Origin of the sequence: Paraburkholderia steynii (assembly GCF_900100565.1) — a bacterium.
Classification (GTDB): Bacteria; Pseudomonadota; Gammaproteobacteria; order Burkholderiales; family Burkholderiaceae; genus Paraburkholderia; species Paraburkholderia terrae.
Window position 1 is genome coordinate 176,018 of the sequence record NZ_FNDI01000009.1, and the last position, 17,737, is coordinate 193,754.

At 64.5% G+C, this 17,737-nt stretch carries 10 protein-coding genes; 1 reads left to right on the forward strand and 9 read right to left on the reverse strand.

What is annotated here, in order from left to right; genetic code table 11:
• The 6 genes from BLT65_RS18245 to BLT65_RS18270 form a co-directional block, all read right to left on the reverse strand.
• Window positions 1-834 (reverse strand): LolA-like protein, encoded by an 834-nt coding sequence (locus BLT65_RS18245; protein WP_042305294.1) that lies wholly within the window; start codon window positions 832-834, stop codon window positions 1-3.
• Between the two features lie 24 nt (window positions 835-858).
• The gene (locus BLT65_RS18250; protein ID WP_091779851.1) at window positions 859-1,668 is read right to left on the reverse strand and encodes a LolA-like protein; all 810 of its coding nucleotides are present in this window, start codon (window positions 1,666-1,668) and stop codon (window positions 859-861) included.
• A 34-nt stretch (window positions 1,669-1,702) separates the two neighbouring features.
• A complete protein-coding gene (locus BLT65_RS18255) occupies window positions 1,703-2,191 on the reverse strand; it encodes a hypothetical protein (RefSeq protein ID WP_091779652.1) in 489 nt (162 codons plus the stop codon).
• Window positions 2,188-10,359, reverse strand: coding sequence for an Ig-like domain-containing protein (locus tag BLT65_RS18260; protein ID WP_091779654.1), 8,172 nt, complete (start codon window positions 10,357-10,359; stop codon window positions 2,188-2,190). Before BLT65_RS18260 ends, BLT65_RS18255 begins: the two co-directional genes overlap by 4 nt.
• Before the next feature lie 19 nt (window positions 10,360-10,378).
• On the reverse strand, window positions 10,379-11,968 hold the full coding sequence (locus BLT65_RS18265) for a multicopper oxidase family protein (RefSeq protein ID WP_091779853.1): 1,590 nt from the start codon (window positions 11,966-11,968) through the stop codon (window positions 10,379-10,381).
• A gap of 79 nt (window positions 11,969-12,047) precedes the next feature.
• Window positions 12,048-13,607 (reverse strand): multicopper oxidase domain-containing protein, encoded by a 1,560-nt coding sequence (locus BLT65_RS18270; RefSeq protein ID WP_042305297.1) that lies wholly within the window; start codon window positions 13,605-13,607, stop codon window positions 12,048-12,050.
• 455 nt (window positions 13,608-14,062) lie between these two features.
• Between BLT65_RS18270 and BLT65_RS18275 the strand changes: the two genes are divergently transcribed.
• Window positions 14,063-14,254 (forward strand): hypothetical protein, encoded by a 192-nt coding sequence (locus BLT65_RS18275; RefSeq protein WP_007730741.1) that lies wholly within the window; start codon window positions 14,063-14,065, stop codon window positions 14,252-14,254.
• An 83-nt stretch (window positions 14,255-14,337) separates the two neighbouring features.
• Here the strand turns inward: BLT65_RS18275 and BLT65_RS18280 are convergent, their stop codons facing one another.
• From BLT65_RS18280 to BLT65_RS18290, 3 genes are all read right to left on the reverse strand, one after another.
• The gene (locus tag BLT65_RS18280; RefSeq protein WP_081920777.1) at window positions 14,338-15,771 is read right to left on the reverse strand and encodes an MFS transporter; all 1,434 of its coding nucleotides are present in this window, start codon (window positions 15,769-15,771) and stop codon (window positions 14,338-14,340) included.
• A 127-nt stretch (window positions 15,772-15,898) separates the two neighbouring features.
• Window positions 15,899-16,714, reverse strand: coding sequence for a shikimate dehydrogenase (gene aroE / locus BLT65_RS18285; RefSeq protein ID WP_091779656.1), 816 nt, complete (start codon window positions 16,712-16,714; stop codon window positions 15,899-15,901).
• Window positions 16,715-16,721: 7 nt separating this feature from the next.
• Entirely contained in the window at window positions 16,722-17,714 is a 993-nt protein-coding gene (locus BLT65_RS18290) for a 2-hydroxyacid dehydrogenase (RefSeq protein ID WP_091779658.1), read from the reverse strand.
• Window positions 17,715-17,737: the final 23 nt, after the last annotated feature.

Consider the following 17,737-nt stretch of genomic DNA (forward strand, 5'->3'; position numbering starts at 1 on the left):
TTACTGCGCCGGACCAAATGCGGAACGCGGCGCCTGCATACCACCCGCGCCGACTGCCACCGATGCGCGCCGCCCCGGCACCATCGGCCTGACGAACATCGCGTCGTCGAGCGGCGGATTCAGCGACACCCGCTCGAGCACGAGCCGGTCCTTCTTCGCCGCGCCCGCCACGCCGCTTTCGATCGCGAACGGCACCTGCACGCCGTCGACCTCGCGATAGTCGCGATACGTCACCTCGATCTTCACAGGCGCGCCCGACAGACCCGGCGCCTCGCGATCGTATCTAACGTCGAGAAACGACGCGGCGTCGACCCATACATGACGATGCGCGCCCGACGGCAGCGTGACGGCAAGCCGGTAAGCGTCCTTTCCTTCGATGGCATCCATGCCGTCGAGCGATACGGCAATGCCCTTCGCCGCGTGATCGAGCAGCGGGCCGTCGATCACCTGTTCGTCGCGCGCATAACGGACTTCTGCGGGCGTGTAGGGCTGCACATCAGGCGCGCCGCCCGACGAAGGCCGAATCTTCCAACCTTCCTTGCCGTCGAACACGCGCACGATCCGCTGGTTCATCGCCGTGATCTCGAAGCGCGTGCTGTTGGGCCGCCGCAGCGCCAGCACGAACGGCGCATTCGGCGTCGGCGCGTTCGCGCTTTCGACATGCCCCATCCAGATCATCGTGCGGACCTTGCGCCACGCGTCCACGCCGCCGCGCGCGGCCTCGTTCTTCGCGATGATCTCGTCGACTGTAAGCGGCTGCCCGGCGGCGGGCATCTGCGCCCATGCGAGCGCGGACACACAGCCCGCCAGCAGCCATGAGGCGATGCGTTTCATGATCGTGACCTCATCGACGTGGCGTCATTTCGCGGCGACCCTGGCGGGCGCGGATTGCGGTTGCGCGGGCAATTGCGGCTTCGCGAAGAGCGCGTCGTCGGCGGGCTGGTTCACGGTGACATGCTGGATCGTCATCTGATGCTTCTGCTTCACACCCGTCACCTGTGTCTCGAGCAGATGCGGCACCATCAATCCGCCCTCGCGCCGGTAATCGCGGTAGTAGACGGAAACGACATGCATGCGTCCATCGAGCTTGCGCGGATCGCCTTCGACCTTGACTTCGAGAAAGCTCGACGCGTCGATCCACACATGCCGTTGTGCGTGATCTTTGGTGGTCAGCAGGAGTTTGTAGGCGCGATGCCCGTCGATCGTCTCCATACCCTGCAACGCGACCTGACTGCCCTTGGCAGCATAGTCGACCAGCGGCCCGTCGAGATCGGCCGTTTCCGCCGCCGATTTCGCCTCGGCAGGCGTATAAGGCTCTGCGACGTTGCGGCCAAGGAATGGACGCACCTTCCACCCCTGGCTGCCGTCGTAGACCTGGAAGGCGATCTGGTTGTCGAAGGTCAGTTCGAAGCGGCTCTTGTGCGGCCGCTTCATCGTCATGACGTACGGCAGTTTGACGGGCTTCGTGCCACCCACGTCGATCTGTCCGCTCAACGTCATCGTGTTGACGGCACGCCATGCCTGCAATCCGCCACGCGCGGCCACGTTGCGCTCGACCACCTGCGCCGCGCTCATCCCGCCGCCGCCCGCTGCCAGCGTGGCGTGCGCAGCGAAGCTCGCGGCCACTACGCCCGTCATCGAAGCAATTATCCGAAAGCCCCGGTTCATGTCGATCTCCTCAATGTCGTGCCGCGCACACGCCTTATTGAACGACCAGCCCATCGATATGGAACGAGCCGATCAGTACGTTGACGCGATCCCCCGCCTTCACCAGATTGCCCTTGTTGGAAAACACCATCCAGTACTGCTGGCCGACCTCGAGCGCGCCCGTCTGCCGCAACTGGCCGATGTTGTCCATCACGGGCACTTCGAGCAGCACATGATTGGCTTCGCCGTACAGATAAGGCGTCGTGCTCTTGTCGCCGAGCAGCTTGGCGAGCGCCGGGTCCGTCACGCGGTAACTGAAGCGCAGCAGATTGCCCGACGCGGTGCGGCGCACGCTCAGGTTGTCGACGCCCCGCATTGACTGATAAAAAGTGCGCGCGTGCGCGGGCAGCTTCATCGGCTCATAGCGCGACGCGTGCGGCGCACTGCCATGCACTGCCGCCGGCTGTGCCTGCTGCGCCGCTGCCGGTATCGCCGGCAATGCGGCACAGCAAATCCACGTCGCCGCTGTGACTACGCGTCTCATTGCACCGCTCCCGTCGAAGGCGCATTGGCCTGCGGACCTGCCGTGCCCGTCGCCCCACTGCCCAGCACCTGATTGAGCAGATCGAGCAGCGCGCCCGGCGCGAACGGCAGGTTGCCGCCTGCGAACAGTCCCGTGCGTGGCAACTCCACCGCGCCGATGTCGTAGCTGCCGCTCTGCGGACGCTGCGTGCCGAAGAAGTCGTGATTCGGTGCGCCCGTGTTCGTGCCCGCATTGACGGCAGGGGAACCCGTCTTGATCGAGTAGTTACCGAGCGGCACACCATAGTTCGTGCTGCCCGAACTCACCGTCATGTTGAACAGCGACAGCGGTCCGTACGACATGTTGATCCACTGGTTGCCTTCATCCGGCGTCGCCGACGGCAGCAGACCGAACAGCGGATTAGGTAGCACGGTATCTGCAATGCCGGGCGGCACCGCGAAGCCGTTGCCGCCGCCTTCGGGCGGCACGCGCGCGCCGTTGCAGTACTGGCTCACCACATTCGGATTCGCCGAGCTGTTGTGCGCGTTCGGATAGTCACCCGCATCCGTGATGATCGAATACTGCGGCGCGAGCCTCATGCCCGACGAGTGATCCGAAGGCTTCGTATCGCCATAGGCACCGAGATCCCAGTACACGGCCTTCGGATCGCAGTAGCCCGTCTGATGACCCGCCTGGTTCAACGTCGGATTCAGCGCGACGGTGTTCTGCAATCCCGGGATGTTCGGGTTCAGCCCGCCCACGGTGATATAGAACGTGCGGTTCTGCCAGAACACGTCGTTCCTCAGCACGGGGAACGAGTAGTGGCTGCAGTCCTCGCCTGCAGGACAGCCCGCGCCGCCCGCCGTGAACGCCGACAGGAAATTCTGCGTATGCTTCGCGGTTTCGAGGCCGGAAGGCTGCATCGTCGACGTCGTGATCGGGCTGCACGTCGTTTCCGAGCCGACCGTCGTGCAGTTCGGCGGACCGACGTTGGCCTGCGCGGCGAGCGCCGTGTTGAACAGCACGCCCGCCGATGCCGTGGAGTCGTTCGAGACCACCGTGTTGTTGATGAAGTTCACGCGCACGGCATCCTGCACCGACACGCCGCCGCCCGACCAGCCCGCCACGTTGTTCGCGATGATGTTGTTGATCACGCTCACCTCGTACCAGCGGTTACGGTTGCGCGGGCTGCGCTGCACGTCCGTGCCATTGATGTTCTGCAGACGCAGGCCGCCGCCCTTGCCGCTTTCGGCCGTATTGCCGACGATCAGGTTGCCGTCGATCACGAGACCCGGCCCGACGCCATCGGAGAGCTGCGGCGCGCAGTCGATATCGGTCGGCGAGTTCTCGCAGAACGTGCCGTCGGGCGGAACGCCCTGGGCGATCAGCCCGCCACCGTAGGTTGGCAGCGTCGGGTTGTTGCTCTGGTTGAACAGGATCCAGTTGTGCGACAGATCGCCGTTGTAGCTGAAGCCGAAGTGCGCGACGCCGCCGCCGTCGCCGCTGCTCATGTTGCCGCAGACCCAGTTGTAGTTGAAGTGATAGTTGTCCGCACCCGAGCAGAAGGTCACACCCGCTGCCGAAGAAGGCGTCGTCGAGTTGATCTCGTCGCCGTACGAAGCATTCGACGTCACCGAGTTGTGGTGGACGTTGACATGCGTGTTGTACGCAAACGGCTCCTGCGTGAAGCCATCGTTGGCGATCGTGCCGTCGGGCACTTCGACCTGGCCGATCGTGATCCCGCCTGTCAGCGTGCCTGCATTGCTGAACACACGGTTGTTCGATACCTCCGTGTAGTGATTCCAGCCGTGCAGGAAGATGCCGCCGCCGCCCTGCGAGCTGTTTGTGAACGTGATGCCGTCGACACGCGACGGGTTGCACAGGAAGTTGCTCGAATAGGTGTTGCAGTCCGTGTTGCTGGCCGTCAGCGGCGTACAGATACCGTTGGCCGTGCAGTTCGGATCGGGCTGCAGCACGCCCCCCACCCGCACGTCGCGCACACCCTTGGCGAGCACCGTGATGCCCGCGCCTTCGTACGCGCCCATCAGCGTCGGCTCCATCAGCAGCTCGCCGAGATTGCCGTTGAGGGTGCTGTCCCAGCCGAACGTCGGCTCGAGCGGAATCGGGTCCACCTTGCGTTGCATCGCGGTAGAACACGCGTATGTTCCCGACGGGTCGTACGGATTGCCCGACGAAATCGCACCGCCGTTGAGCGCGAGGCCGAACAGGCAATCGATCTGCCTGCGCCACGGGTCGACCTTGCCGGACGGATGCGTGTTGGCGTTCACGACGACAGCGGGCGCACCCACACCCTGCAGGCGCACGGGCTTCCACATCAGCAGCATCTCGTTGTAAGTGCCCGGACCGACGATGATCAGATCGCCCGGCGTCGCCTTGTCGATGGCCGTCTGGATCGCGCTGCTCGTCCCGTTCTCGCCGCCGACATAGGCGGGCGCCTTGCCGCCGATCGTCACCGTCACGGTATCGATCGACTTCTTGCCGTTGCCCGACGTGATGACGAGTTCGCCGCAGCGCGTCTGTGTATTGACGCCGCGCTGCTGGATCGTGCAGCTCGACTGGTTCGCGGAGAGCGTCGGCACGGTGACGTTGATCTGTGTATCCGACCACGAGTTCACGTGCGCATTCACGCCGCCAACTGTCACCGTCCCGGTGCCCTGCGACGCGCCGAAACCATAGTGCCGGGAGACGAACTTCTGGTTATAGGGCGCCGTGGTCGCAGCGGGACCGCCGTAGGCATGATTCGGCACTTGCTGGTCGCCCAGCGCCTTGATGGTCAGCGTATGGCCAGCCTGGCTCACCCACGGACCCGCGCCGCCGTTGCTCGTGTCGCCCGTCACCGACGAGATCGCGGGCGTCGCGTCCGGATACGCGCAATCGGGCGGGTTGTAGCCATCTGCGAATGCGGACACGGGCACGACAGGCGTATCCATGTACTGCGTCTGCCCCGGCATGAACGGAATCTCATAGCAGAACTGGCTGTACGCGGGGTTGAACAGCGGATCGCGGATCGTCTGCCCCGGATGCGCGGGGTCGGGCATGTCGGGATCGTTCATGCAGGCGACCATCATCGTCGGCGCATAGCCCGTCGGGTTCGGCGGGTTCACTTCCCACGTCGAATAGTTCATCCCGTTGAAGATGCCCCACTGGTCCGAATAGACGCGGCTCACTTCGTTGCCCGCGAAATCCTTCAGCGAAACGGGCACGTTCGGCACCGCGAACTTCTCGCCGAACTGCGGCGAGTACGGATCGAACTCCGACGAGAAGTCATCGAGCATGAAGCCCGTGAAGTGCGCGGCCACGTGCGTCGAACTGAACACCCAGAACTTCGCGAGCGCCGACATCTGGTTGGTCAGCACGACTTCCTTGCGGTCGCACAGGTGCCGCGAAGCGCCCGCGAACGGCGCGACTTCCTGCGAGCCCGGGAACAGGCTGATGTAGTCCGGCACCACACGCAGCGCGCCGACGCACGGCCAGAACGTCTCGACGCTGCCCGTGTCGCCTTCGTGACGCGGCGACGAGCCGAGATCCGTGGTCGGGTTCTGCGCGTTGTTGCGGTTGTACGTCGCGTTCACAGCCGCCTGGTCGGGCAGGATGAAGATGTTGCCCAATCCGCCGAACTGCTGCGTAACAGGCGCAATGTAGTTGTCGCCGATCAGGATGTTCTTGTCTTCTTCCTTCACGAGTTCATAGCCCGGCGGCACGATGATTTCGACCACATACTTGCCCGCAGGCAGCATGTACGAGCCGTCGGCGAGCTTGCTGCAGATCGTGCAGTTCGAACCCTTCGGCGTGCCCTTCTGCGGATCGCGGTCCGTCACGCTCGGGAACTGGTACATCCCGTCGTACGGCGCGGGCTGCAGCTGGTTGAACGCGTGCATGCCGTCATAGCACTTGAACTGCGAGTGCATGGGCAGCGTCCGCCTTTGCGGGTCGAGCCATTGCGAGCTGTCCTTCAGCGTAAAGAAGAACGGATCGGTGGTTTCCTGGCCCGGGCAGTTCATGTTCGGTACGCCATCCGAACGGAAACCCTGTGCCCAGTCGTCCCAGCTGCTGGTCTTCGTCGTATCGACGAGCGTGAGGCTCTGCGTGCCGTCGGCAGCCGTGCCTTCGGCGTACAGGTTGACCGTCACGTTCGGCACGTCGGGCGTCCAGCTCGTATGGATCAGCAGAGCGGGATCGTCGAACGGACGCGTCGATGCGTAAATCACTTCGCCATGAATGCCGCCGTTCTCGTTCGCCCCATACGGCGCCTTGCCGAATTCGATGAACGAGTTCTGGCCTGAGAAGCCTTGCCAGCCCATCGTCGTGACCCACGGCGGATCGATGCGGCCCGTCGACGGATTGGTGCCCGTGCGGTCATTGCAGTCCGCGTCGTTGCAGTAGATCGCGCCCGGCACACGCAACGCGCCCGGCAGATGCGCCGTCGACGATTCCAGCGTGTTCGCGTAGTTCGCCGCGATCGACGAGCCACCGCCGCCGGGCGTGCCGTCAGGCGGGCCGCCCGCGTCGTAGACGACATGCACGCCCGTCTGTTTGTAGCGCGTCGTGTCGGCCTCCGCGATGTACCAGTTGAAGAGCGGGAACACCTCGTTGAACGACGCGTAACCGTTCAGGTCCGTGTTGTTGAAGTTCGAATAGCTGCCGTCGCGGAAGCGGATATTGGTCGGCACGAGCGCGAGACCCGGCTCGCTGTCCTGCGACACGCCATCGCCGTTCGTATCGATGAAGCTGCGCGTGTAGAGGTTCGTGTGCCATTGCAGCACGGCCAGATCGCCGACGTTCTGCGTCTGTCCGCCTTTGAGCTGCACCGCCGTCGCGAGACCGTCGACGATCTGGTCGTTCCACTGATCGAACACCGTGATGCGGAACAGACCATCCGGCAGGCCGTTGATGCTGAACGTGCCGTCCGCGTTGCACTTCGTGAATGCGACGTCTTCGAGATCGGGATCGCCGACGCTCACATAGCATTGCGTGAAGCTCAGCGAATCGCGCGAGCCGCTGCTGTAGAGGTTCTCGTTAGGCGGACGGCTGTAGTGCAGATTCGTGACTTTGCCCGTGATCCCGTTGTTGCACGCAACGCCCTTGCATATGCCCGGCAGCCGCGCATTGATGATCTTCGGATTCGCGAAGCCGATCGTCACGTGGAAGCCCGCGGGTCCGAACTCCTGGAAGTACGAAGGCCCGCCCACCTTGATGAACGCGTCGTGCGCTTTCTGGCCGTCCAGCGTATTGGTTTGCAGCCACTCCTCGCCTTTCGCGATGCGGTCCGCCGCAGGCGTCGCGACGACGCCATAACGTCCCGGCATCAGGTTCGCGATGATCGCCTGGCCGACCAGCGGCGACAGCGTCTTGCCGTCCGACTCGAACCTCGGGCAGGTCGGAATCATGCCGACCAGTCCGTCGTTTGCCGCCTTCGTGATCGGGCACGCGTCGAGGCCGGTGTTCGGATCGATCGTGCCTTGCAGTGAATTCGACAGCGGCATGTTGAACATGTCGTAGGTCATCTGGCCAGTGGCGTCGCCCGTGCCGCCCGCGTCGTCGAAGAGCTTGATTTCGAAGCCGCCCAGACCCGGCTCGCGCGCGGTGCCGAATCCGTCCGAGCCGCCGCTCACATCGATTTCGCCATTGACGGGTGCATCGTCTTCGAACACGAACACCGAGATTTTCGCCGTCTGCAGCGGGGTCTGCTGAAGCAGCACGTTGACGGCGTGTTGCGTTGGCGCGATCGGCGCGCCGCCCATTGCGTGGCCGCAGGCGCCCGTGCCGGGCGCGAAGTCCGCGCCGCCCGGACCCGACGGACAATCCTTCGCAATGTCGAACTGCCGTTGCGGACCGTCCGGGTTATTAGGATTGACCGGCTGCGGCGCGCCCGCGCCGTTCGTGAAGGTGTTGCCGGCGTCGCCAGGAAGGATCGACAGGTAGTAGTGCTTCGTCGGATCGAGCGCGACCTGCGAGGGATCGACAGCCGTTTGCTGGGCCGAATCCGTGCGGCACACGCCGTTGCCGACGTCGCACACGGCGGGCACGTGCGTATTCGTGCCCGGATCGAACACGGTCTGCCCCGATTCGCACGACACCGTGCCGACGCATCCCGCCGCGACGACAGGCATATAGCTCGTGTGAAAGCTCGTGCCGAGGCTCGGCACGGGCAGCGGCGGACACGTCGAGGGCCGCGTCGACGAGTTCACCTGGCACGCGGGATCGATCTGGAAGGTACGGTCTTCTTCGATGATCCAGCGGTAGTCGTTGATTGCCGTACCCGTCTTCGCATCCTTCACGGCGACGGCGAGACCGCTGCCGCCCTTGAAGGTCACCGTGACAGTCGCGGCCCCGCTCGCCGTATTCTGCGAGTTTGCGGCCTTGTACTTGAACGTGACGGTTGACGTCGCGTTGCCGACGGGTGCCACGCTCGGCACGGCGTTGAACGAGCCGTCCGCGTTGAGCGTCACCGTGCCGCCCGACGCGCTGCCGACGATCGAAGCCGTCAGCGGCAGCCCCGCCGGATCGCGATCGTTGCCAAGCACGCCCGGCGCACCGATGTGCAACTGCGACGCGATGTTGCTGCTGAACGCGTCATCCGACGCGACGGGCGCCCCCGACAGGCAGTTCGAGCCCGCCGAGCATGCGGCAAGCGTGACTGTCGCGGTCAGCGCGGCGTTGCCGTTTGCCTGATAGGTGAAGCTGTCCGTTGTGGTGCCTGCATTCGGTACATACGTGAAGGTGCCGTTGGGATTCAGCGTGAGCGTGCCGCCCGTCGGCTGCGTCTTGATCTGCACGCCGTAGACACCCACGTCGTTGGCGATCAGCCCCTTGCCAGGGTCCGAGACCGTCAGCGTATTGCCCGCGACGAGGAAATACGAATCCGGGTTAGCCTTCGCGTTCGCGTTGCCCGCCGCGGAGGTCGGCAACGCGCCGCCGTTCACGCTGATGTAGCCCTGCATGCCGCCGTCGCGCTGGTTGTTGGTCGACAGGCTCAACTGACGGTCGAACACGGGCAACGCGAGCGCGCCCGCAGCGACCGAGTTCATCAGCACGTCGTAGGTTTTGCCGGCGGCCAGAAACACGGCGCTCTGCACGCGCGGATTGCCGGGCAGCACGTTGCCGTCCTCCGCGATCAGCGAGAAGCCGGACACGGGCGGCAGGCCCGTTTGCGCGCCGACTACGGACGGCACATGCATGCGCAAACCGGCGTTCACGAAGCGCACCAGAATCTGGCCCGTCGAGTTGGCCGTTGCAGCGGGGGCCGTGACAGGGAACGCGGAGCCATTTGCATTCGACCGGTCGAATGCGACACCGTTGATCAGGTAGTAGCGCGGGTCGTAGTTCACCGCGGGTGGATAGCAGGTTCCGTAAGTCGCCGATGCGGGATCGCCACAGCCGCCCGAGAGACCGGACCACACGCGCGTTTCGTTGAAGCCCGGCGTGGCAACCGCCGTAGCGACGGCCTGGTTCTGCACAGGGTCGATTTCGCTGAGCACCAGCGGCAGATCCGCATCGTATTTGATGCCCGGGTAAGCCTGCCCTTGCGTCGAACCGGCCGCGGGCGGCGTTGTGACGACGAGCACGCCGTACAGACCCATTGCCCCCTGGATCGACGGGTGCGTGCCCGATTCGATCAGATAGGTGCCGGGGCGCAGATTGTTCCAGGTCAGCGTGCTCGAACTGCCCGTGTTCACTTCGCTCGAGAATGACTGCACGCGCGGGCCTTGCGTCGGCGGCGTGAAGCTCGCGCCGCTACCCGTGCCGGCAATCGGCCAGGTCGTTGCCGTCTGGGTCGCGTGTACGGGGCTTGGCGACGTGGTCGCCGTGTTGCCGAGACCGCCGCCGAGCTGCCCGACGATCACGAGCGACGTCGGCACCGGCGTGGGCAGGCTGTTCGTGAGATTGATCGTCAGCGAGCCGGGTGGCGTCGTGATCACGACGGGCGACCAGTTCGAGCCCGCGGCGGAATTGGATGCCGCGCAGGTGGCGGGCGCGACGGCTGCGGCCGAGCAGTTGTAACCCCACATCGGCACGACCTGTCCATCGGGAAGTGCAATCGTCTGGGCCTTGGCCGTCAGCGTCACGCTCTGCGCGCAGACCATCGCGCTCGCCGTCATCAGCATCGACGCCACGACACCCGCCTTCACGAGGCCGGCAAGCGTCCTTTTGAAATCGCAGGATCTCATCGCGATTCTCCCCGTCTCGTTAATTGCCTTCGTTGATCGTGAACGCCTGCGGATCGACGAGCATCATCATCATCATTCCGCCTGGGAAGATGTTGTTCGTCGTAATCTCGCGCTCATTGTGCGAATGCCACATGTAGGCGAACCCGGCTTCCGATGTCGGCGAATTCGCGATCGTGCCGCTCGGCGGCGTCGTGCCCGTGAACGAGGTCGCGCGAATCGTCGCGTCGGGACCGAGGTATGGACTGCCGCCGTACCAGGGGCCGTTAGTCAGCAGACGCGCATCGGGCAAGGTCACGGGGCCGCCGCTGCCGACATTGCCGAACGGATGCGCTTCGAGTGGCTTGTTGTGATCGGCGCACCACTCGTAGTAGTTCGGCGCGTTCGCGGGCGCGGGTGGATTGCTGTTGACGGTGTAGTAGCCGTTTGCATCCGGAACGCAGACGCTGCCGTCGCCCGCCGTGTGTCCATAGACGTCCCAGTTGAGACCCCTGCCCGTCCAGTAGAAGATGCCGTCCATCGCGAGGCCGGGCGTCGTGGTCGTCGTGAAGAGCAGCGGTCCGGCGAGCTTCGTCGCGTCCGTCTTGCTCAACAGCAGATTGCCGTCGCGCGCGAGCACGCGCACGTGGTTGCCGTGCTCATGGAACGGATGCTGCCAGCGGCCCGAGCCGATTACGCGCAGCAACACGAGTTCGCCCGGATGCATGTGCGGATTGCCGTTGTAGGGCTGATGCGGATACTGCTGCGCGTAGTTCGGGTCCATGTCGTCGGGCATCGAGCGGCCATTGATCATGAAGTACGCGGGGCGGTACGGCTCGGTTTCGACGCTCATGCAACCCGTGGCCTGCGAGCACGGCTTGCTCGCTTCCTGCTCGGCCTGCGTATGGATGCGCGGGTCCATCTCCGAGAACTGGAACAGGTACTCGCGGTCGTAGCAGGCCAGCGGATGGTCGTATGCGGCAGCCGCGTTGCGAAAGTCGGGCTGGCCGTCGGGCAGCGTCGACTGAACCGCGCGACAGCCGGCGGGGACGGCGAGCGCGCCGCCCGCCGTGTTGGGCGTCGACGTGGGCAGCACGATGATCGCGCCCGCCAGGCCCATCTCAACCTGCAGGTCGCTCTGCGTGCCGCTGTAGTAGCTGTGCGTGCCCGGCGTCGACGCGATGAAGCTGTAGGTCACGCTGTTGCCGTGTGTCGCCTCGCGCGTGAGCAGCCCCGGCACGCCCGTGAGCGTCGCTGGACACGTGCCATCCGGATTCAACGCGGCGGCGCAGACCTGGAAGCCCGGAAACAGGATCGACGTATTGCCCGCCGCTTCGGGCAGGTTGTTCGTCAACGTGACGGTGACCTTGTCGCCTTGCCTGACGATCAGCGTCGGCCCCGGCACCTGCATGCTCGGGCAGTTCGCGCCCGGCATGTTGGCGGGTGAAAAGCCCGACGGCGCGGTGCGGCAGCCGTAGCCCCAAGAGTAGACGCTCGTTCCGTCAGGCTGGCTGATGCGGTTGGCCTCGGCCGACAGATCGAAATTCGTGCCCGTGATGCCCGGCGCGGCCGCGTGCGCGTTGATGCAGTAGAGCAGCGCAACGACAGCCGCGCAGAGCAGCGCGTGGAACAGCGTGAAACGTGGCGCCGAGCCACGCCGCGCGTAGCGTGTGCGTCGGAAGTTGTCGGTGATGTTGCCCACGGCTCATCTCCTAGGTGCAGGACTTCGTGGTCGGGTCCACCGAATGGCAGATGTGGACCTCGGTCATCAATCCGCCGAAGTTCTCGGCATCGTTCGACAGGTGGTCGAGGTTCGGCGTGTACAGATAGAAAATCTGGCCGGCCGAGTAGCGGGTCGTGTCGCTCGCATCGAGAATCACGTCGATCGACTCGCCGCCGCCGAGCGTGATCGAGTTGGTCAGATAGGTCATGTCGTTGCCGGCGAGATCGCGCAAGAGCCGCGCGTTGACGCCGATCACATGCATCGGAATGCCAAGCGATGCGAGCGTCTGAAACTCGCTGACGTCGAGATCCGAGATGCGCAGGAGCGCCTTGCCGCCCGCCGGGATATTGATGAGCGCGGGCAGCGGCTGCGAGAAGTGCTGCGAGCCGTCGGCAACAGGCGTCTGCATCGGACCTTGCGACACGGTGTCCGGATAGCTGCGGCCATTGAGCATGAAGTACTTGTCCTTCATGTCGGTGAACGGCTCCGGATTGAACGTCATGCCCACGAAGTGGAAATTCGGATCGAAGCCGTGAATCTGCACGGGATACTCGACGTCATAAGCCGTCGAACCGTCGCCGTCGTTGTAGGCATACAGCGTCGGCGTGTTGCTCTTGTTCTTGACGTGCAGCACGCTGTTCTGCGGCGGCACGGGCGTCGAGCAGAGAACGTCGTTGCCGCATGCCGTGCGCGGATCGCTCTGCTGCTGGATCAGCGCGTGGTACAGCGTCCCGTTCGTCACGCGGTTCTGGCGCGGACGCACGAAAATCTGGCCGACCATGCCCATCTGCAGATGCTCGGGCGGCGTGATGTGGCAGTGCCAGAAGTACGTGCCCGCATCGGGCGCAAGGTAGTAGTACGTGAAGCTCGCGCCGATATTGATCGCCACCGACGCATCCGGCACACCGTCATAGAACGCGGACGCATTCGGATAGCCGTGGAAGTGGACCGTGTGCTGCTCGAACAGGTCGGGCCGCATGATCATCCCGACGTTGGTCAACGTGAGGAAGAACTCGTCGTCTTCGTCGATGGCCATCGTCGGCGCGGGCATGTTGCCGTTCATCACGCCGACGTCCATGATCTGGCGCGGATCGACATGCCCCGTCAGCTGGCCGGGCGGCGTCGAGTCCGGATCGGGCACGAGGCCGATCGCGCCGTTGTAGTTCGGGTCAGCCGCCGTGCCGACGACATTGAACACCGACGCGAACTCCGTGCCCGGCAGGCCCTTCTTGATATCTGCCAGACCTGACAGCGGGCCGAACGCGAACAGATAGGTCTGCGTGCCGTCGCCCATGGTGGCATAGCCGTCACCACCCGAAATCTGCTGGCATTTGATCGCGCCGTTCACGACGCCCGTCGCCTGCGAGTTCGGCCCCGTGAAGGACGGGCCCGTATAGGCAGGCTCGCCCGCGCCTGCCGGCAGGGCTGACGGATGCTGTGTGGTAGTGGGTGGACATTGCACCCGGAACGATTGCGCGAACGACGGCAACGCGAACAACGACAGCAACAGCGCCGCCACGCCGCTGCGGTATGCGAGGGTACTGAACATAGGACCTCCGCTGAGGAGTCAGTCAGCGCGGGGACGCGCTGCCGTCGGACACTGCGATGACGAGTGCGGGTTCATCGTCGCAATGTCCCGTATTTGAATTTTGCAGACGAGGACCGGGCGACGGGATGGGGCACCTCCCTACACTTGCGGTAGGGTTGACCCAACAGGGACGTGAAGTAGACGCGACGCGCAGGGCGCCTGCCGCGGGTGAATGCGGGCGAGCGCGGGCGAACGCGCCACCCTGTTTTTGCCGGGACGCGCACACGACGACAGACAGACCTGGTGCGGCTGGTCGAGCATGCCGCGAGCTTTGTGTGCGAACGACCCCGCTGACCACAAAACTAAAGACTTGCCCTATGCAATCACTCACCGGGCGGCAGACTGCTTTTATGTGCTTGCCACGCCTATCCGTCTGTATCAAGATCGAATCGACTCATCCAGACCAGGCCATTCCCATGACAGACGACACCGATCCCGACAAGCTGAAAGGCCCCGGTGGCTTGACGTTGCGTCAGATCCACGAGCAGGTTCAGAAAAGCGTGGAGCGCGACCGCCAGGAACAGGCATCGCGCAACACTGTTGCCACGCAGCGCACCAGGTGGCAACGCTGGGTGCGCTATGTGTGGGGGCGCAGCGGGCGTCGCTAGCCGGCGAACTTGCTGTGCCTGTTACTCGGTCTCGTAGCGGGCCGCAGCACAGTCGCGTCGTTTGCTCGCAACGTGCAAAACAACTACGAGGGTCTAGCCGCGCGTTCCCCACTCAAGGCTACGGGATCCTCTGCTGCGTCACGTAGATCGTCGAGATCACGGCCGCGCGTCTCAGGCGTATAGAAGGTCGTCACCACGCCGATCAAACTCAGGATCGCGACGTACGTCGCAAGCGGAATCCACGCCATGACCCTGCCTTCCGCACCGCCCCAGTGCGCAGTTGCCCAGGCGATGATCGATGCGCCGATGAGCGGTGCCACACCGCCAGCGATGACGGCTGATACCTCACGGCCCACCGCGACCCCCGCGTAGCGATGTTGCGCACCGAAGAGTTCAGGAAGCAGCGCGCCTTGTGTGGCGAACATGCCCCAAACGCCGGCCAGCGCGACGCACAGCATGGCGATGCTCGCCGCCGCATTGCCCTGGCTCAGCACCCACCAGGTGGGATAGGCCAGCAGGAGTTGATACAGGGCAAAGGCACGGTAGACGGGAACGCGGCCGAACCGGTCGCTCAGCATGCCCGTCATCGGAATGATGACTGCCCCCGACACGCCGGCAAGCAGTAGCGCAATCGGGCCGATCGGCCCTTTGAGGCCCGTCGCGGTCACCATGTAACTGATGGCGAGCGACTGATAGATCGACGAACCACCGTTCTCCGCCATGCGCATGCCGATGACTTTCAGCAGCGTCGGTTTCGAATGCCGGATGAGGTGCTTCAACGGACTATCGTTGACCTGTTGACGCGCTTCGAGCTTGGCGAAGGAGGGCGACTCCTTGAGCTTCAAGCGAATCCAGATCGCCACGGCGATGATGACGACGCTCAGCAGGAACGGCACGCGCCAGAGCCAGCTTTGCGAGATGTCCTCGACACGCACCAGTGCGAAGTAGATCGCAGCCGCCATCACTGTCCCGAGCAACACGCCCATGAATGGCAACGCGGCGAAGTATCCACGACGTTTGGCAGGCGCATACTCGGCCATCAGCACGGCGGCTCCCGCCTGCTCCGCGCCCGCTCCGAGTCCCTGCAGCAATCGGCAGCCGACCAGCAGGATGGGCGCCCAGATGCCCGCGCTCGCATAGGTGGGCAGCAGGCCGATCAGCGTGCTCGCGATGCCCATCAGCAGGATTGTCGCCATCAGGACGAATTTGCGTCCATACCGGTCGCCGAGCGTACCGAAGACGATGCCGCCCACGGGCCGGATCGCAAAGCCGAGAAAGTACGCGCCAAAGCTCGCGATCAGCCCCATGGCGGGATCGCTCGACGGGAAGAACAGCGGCCCGAAGATCAGCGCCGACGCGAGGTTATACAGCGCGAAGTCGTAGTACTCGAGTGCGCTGCCTAGCGATGCGGCCCATGCGGCGCGATAGAGATCAGCGGTCGTGACCTCGTTGCGGGTAGTGCTGGCGTTGTTCGCGATGCCGCCTTCGGCGGCCGCGATGGTTGGCTGGTGCTTCATGGTGTCTCCTCCGGTTCCTGCGATTGCGTTGCGATCGGCCCGTCCTCGTCTTGGCGCGAGATGCCGGAGCTGGCTGCGTTGCCCTTCGTGTTGCCCGTCGTGTTGCCTGTTCGACCCGCGCGCCGCCCTAGCCGACCCGCGCGATCTCGTCGAGCAAGGCCGCGCTCATCACATCGATGGGCGCCGCTTTGCCTGTGTAAAGTTCGACCTGTCCGCAAAACTGATGCAGCAGCATGCGGGTGCCATCGATCACGCGGCATCCCAACGCAGCAGCATCGCGGATCAGCTTCGTGCGCACGGGAATGAAGGCCGCATCCATCACGAACAGATGCGGCGCCAGTTGCTCGTCGCGTAAGGGATTGACGTCCGGCGCGCGGAAACCCGCAGCCGTCGCGTTCACGACGCCGTCGAATGCTTGAGGATCGAAGTCGCCGAGATCGCCGCCGAAAGCGAGGCCGAAATCACGCGCGAGATCCTGCCCGCGCGACGCGGTGCGATTGAACACGGTCACGTGGCCGCCCGCGCGCTGCACGCCCCACGCAATCGCGCGTGCCGCGCCGCCCGCGCCGAGCAAAGCGATGCGCTGTCCCACAAGTGAAGTCACCTCTTCGAGCGCACGCACGGCGCCCGCGCAGTCGGTGTTGTAGCCCGTGAGATGCCCGTCGCGATTCTGGATCGTGTTGACCGCGCCGATTTCGCGCGCGGTTTCGTCGAGTGCGTCGAGGTGGGCAATGACGGCCTGCTTGTGCGGCATCGTCACGTTCAGTCCACGGATGCCGAGCGTGCGCATCGCATCGATCGCGCCCGCGGCATTCTCTACGCCGAAGCTGACGAACGTGTAGTCCACGCCGAGCGCCTGGTAGGCCGCGTTGTGTACCTTGACGTTGAACGTGAACGGCTGGCCCGCAAGCGAGCCGCACAGCGATGGAATGGAATGTGGCATGGTCGCTTTATGCTTTGGAGAGATCGAATGCGGAGATGGCCGCGTCACCATCGAGCACGCGTAGCAAGTTGTCGGTCGCGAGTTCGGCCATCGCACGCCGCGTCTCGTGTGTCGCCGAGCCGATGTGCGGAAACGGCGTGACTTTCGGATGCGTACGCAGCGGCGAATCCTGCGCGAGCGGTTCGACGGCAAACACGTCGAGAGCGGCAGCACGCAAGTGGCCACTATCGAGTGCGTCAACGAGAGCGTCCTCGCGCACGATCGCGCCACGCGAGCCGTTCACGAAGATCGCACCCGCCTTCATCGACGCAAACGCTTTTGCGTCCATCAGACCGCGTGTTTCGTCGGAAAGCGGCAGCGTCAACGCCACGATGTCCGAGCGCGCCAGTACTTCATCGAACGATGCGCGCACCGCGTGTCCGGCAAGCGATGCCGGCACCTGCACGTCGAATGGATCGTGGAACACCACGGGCATGCCAAACCCGAGCGCCGCGCGCCTCGCCACCGCCTGCCCGATGCGGCCGAAGCCCAGCACGCCTAGCGTCTTGCCATGCACGTCCCAGCCGAACAGGTCTTCGCCGATGTTGCGCGTCCATTGGCCGTCGCGCACATGGTTCGACAGTTCGACCAGACGCCGCGACGCGGCGATGATCAGCGCGAATACGGTGTCCGCCGTGGTCTCCGTCAGCACGCCAGGTGTGTGACACAGGGTGATGCCGCGTTGCTTCAGGTACGCGAGGTCGTAGTTGTCGACGCCGACTGAAATGCTCGAGATCACCTGCAGACGCGGCGAGCGTGCCAGTACTTCAGCGTCCAGTCGGTAGCTGGAACCGATCAGGCCGTGCGCGTCGTACAGCGCCTCGCGAAAGCGCGGCAGTTCATCGGCGCGTCTTGGATCGGCGACCGTCACGTCGTGCAAGGTCCGGATTCGCCCGAGCAGATCGTCTGGCATCTTGCGAAAGACCACGACGTTCCTGCGTGCTGTGCTGTTCGTTGACATGCTCGTTGTCCTCTTTCTGATGG

Excerpts from the sequence above, each read along its gene's own strand:
- BLT65_RS18245 (WP_042305294.1), bottom strand. The coding sequence starts at position 834 with ATGAAACGCATCGCCTCATGGCTGCTGGCGGGCTGTGTGTCCGCGCTC.
- BLT65_RS18250 (WP_091779851.1), bottom strand. The coding sequence starts at position 1,668 with ATGAACCGGGGCTTTCGGATAATTGCTTCGATGACGGGCGTAGTGGCC.
- BLT65_RS18255 (WP_091779652.1), bottom strand. The coding sequence starts at position 2,191 with ATGAGACGCGTAGTCACAGCGGCGACGTGGATTTGCTGTGCCGCATTG.
- BLT65_RS18260 (WP_091779654.1), bottom strand. The coding sequence starts at position 10,359 with ATGAGATCCTGCGATTTCAAAAGGACGCTTGCCGGCCTCGTGAAGGCG.
- BLT65_RS18270 (WP_042305297.1), bottom strand. The coding sequence starts at position 13,607 with ATGTTCAGTACCCTCGCATACCGCAGCGGCGTGGCGGCGCTGTTGCTG.
- BLT65_RS18275 (WP_007730741.1), top strand. The coding sequence starts at position 14,063 with ATGACAGACGACACCGATCCCGACAAGCTGAAAGGCCCCGGTGGCTTG.
- BLT65_RS18280 (WP_081920777.1), bottom strand. The coding sequence starts at position 15,771 with ATGAAGCACCAGCCAACCATCGCGGCCGCCGAAGGCGGCATCGCGAAC.
- aroE (WP_091779656.1), bottom strand. The coding sequence starts at position 16,714 with ATGCCACATTCCATTCCATCGCTGTGCGGCTCGCTTGCGGGCCAGCCG.
- BLT65_RS18290 (WP_091779658.1), bottom strand. The coding sequence starts at position 17,714 with ATGTCAACGAACAGCACAGCACGCAGGAACGTCGTGGTCTTTCGCAAG.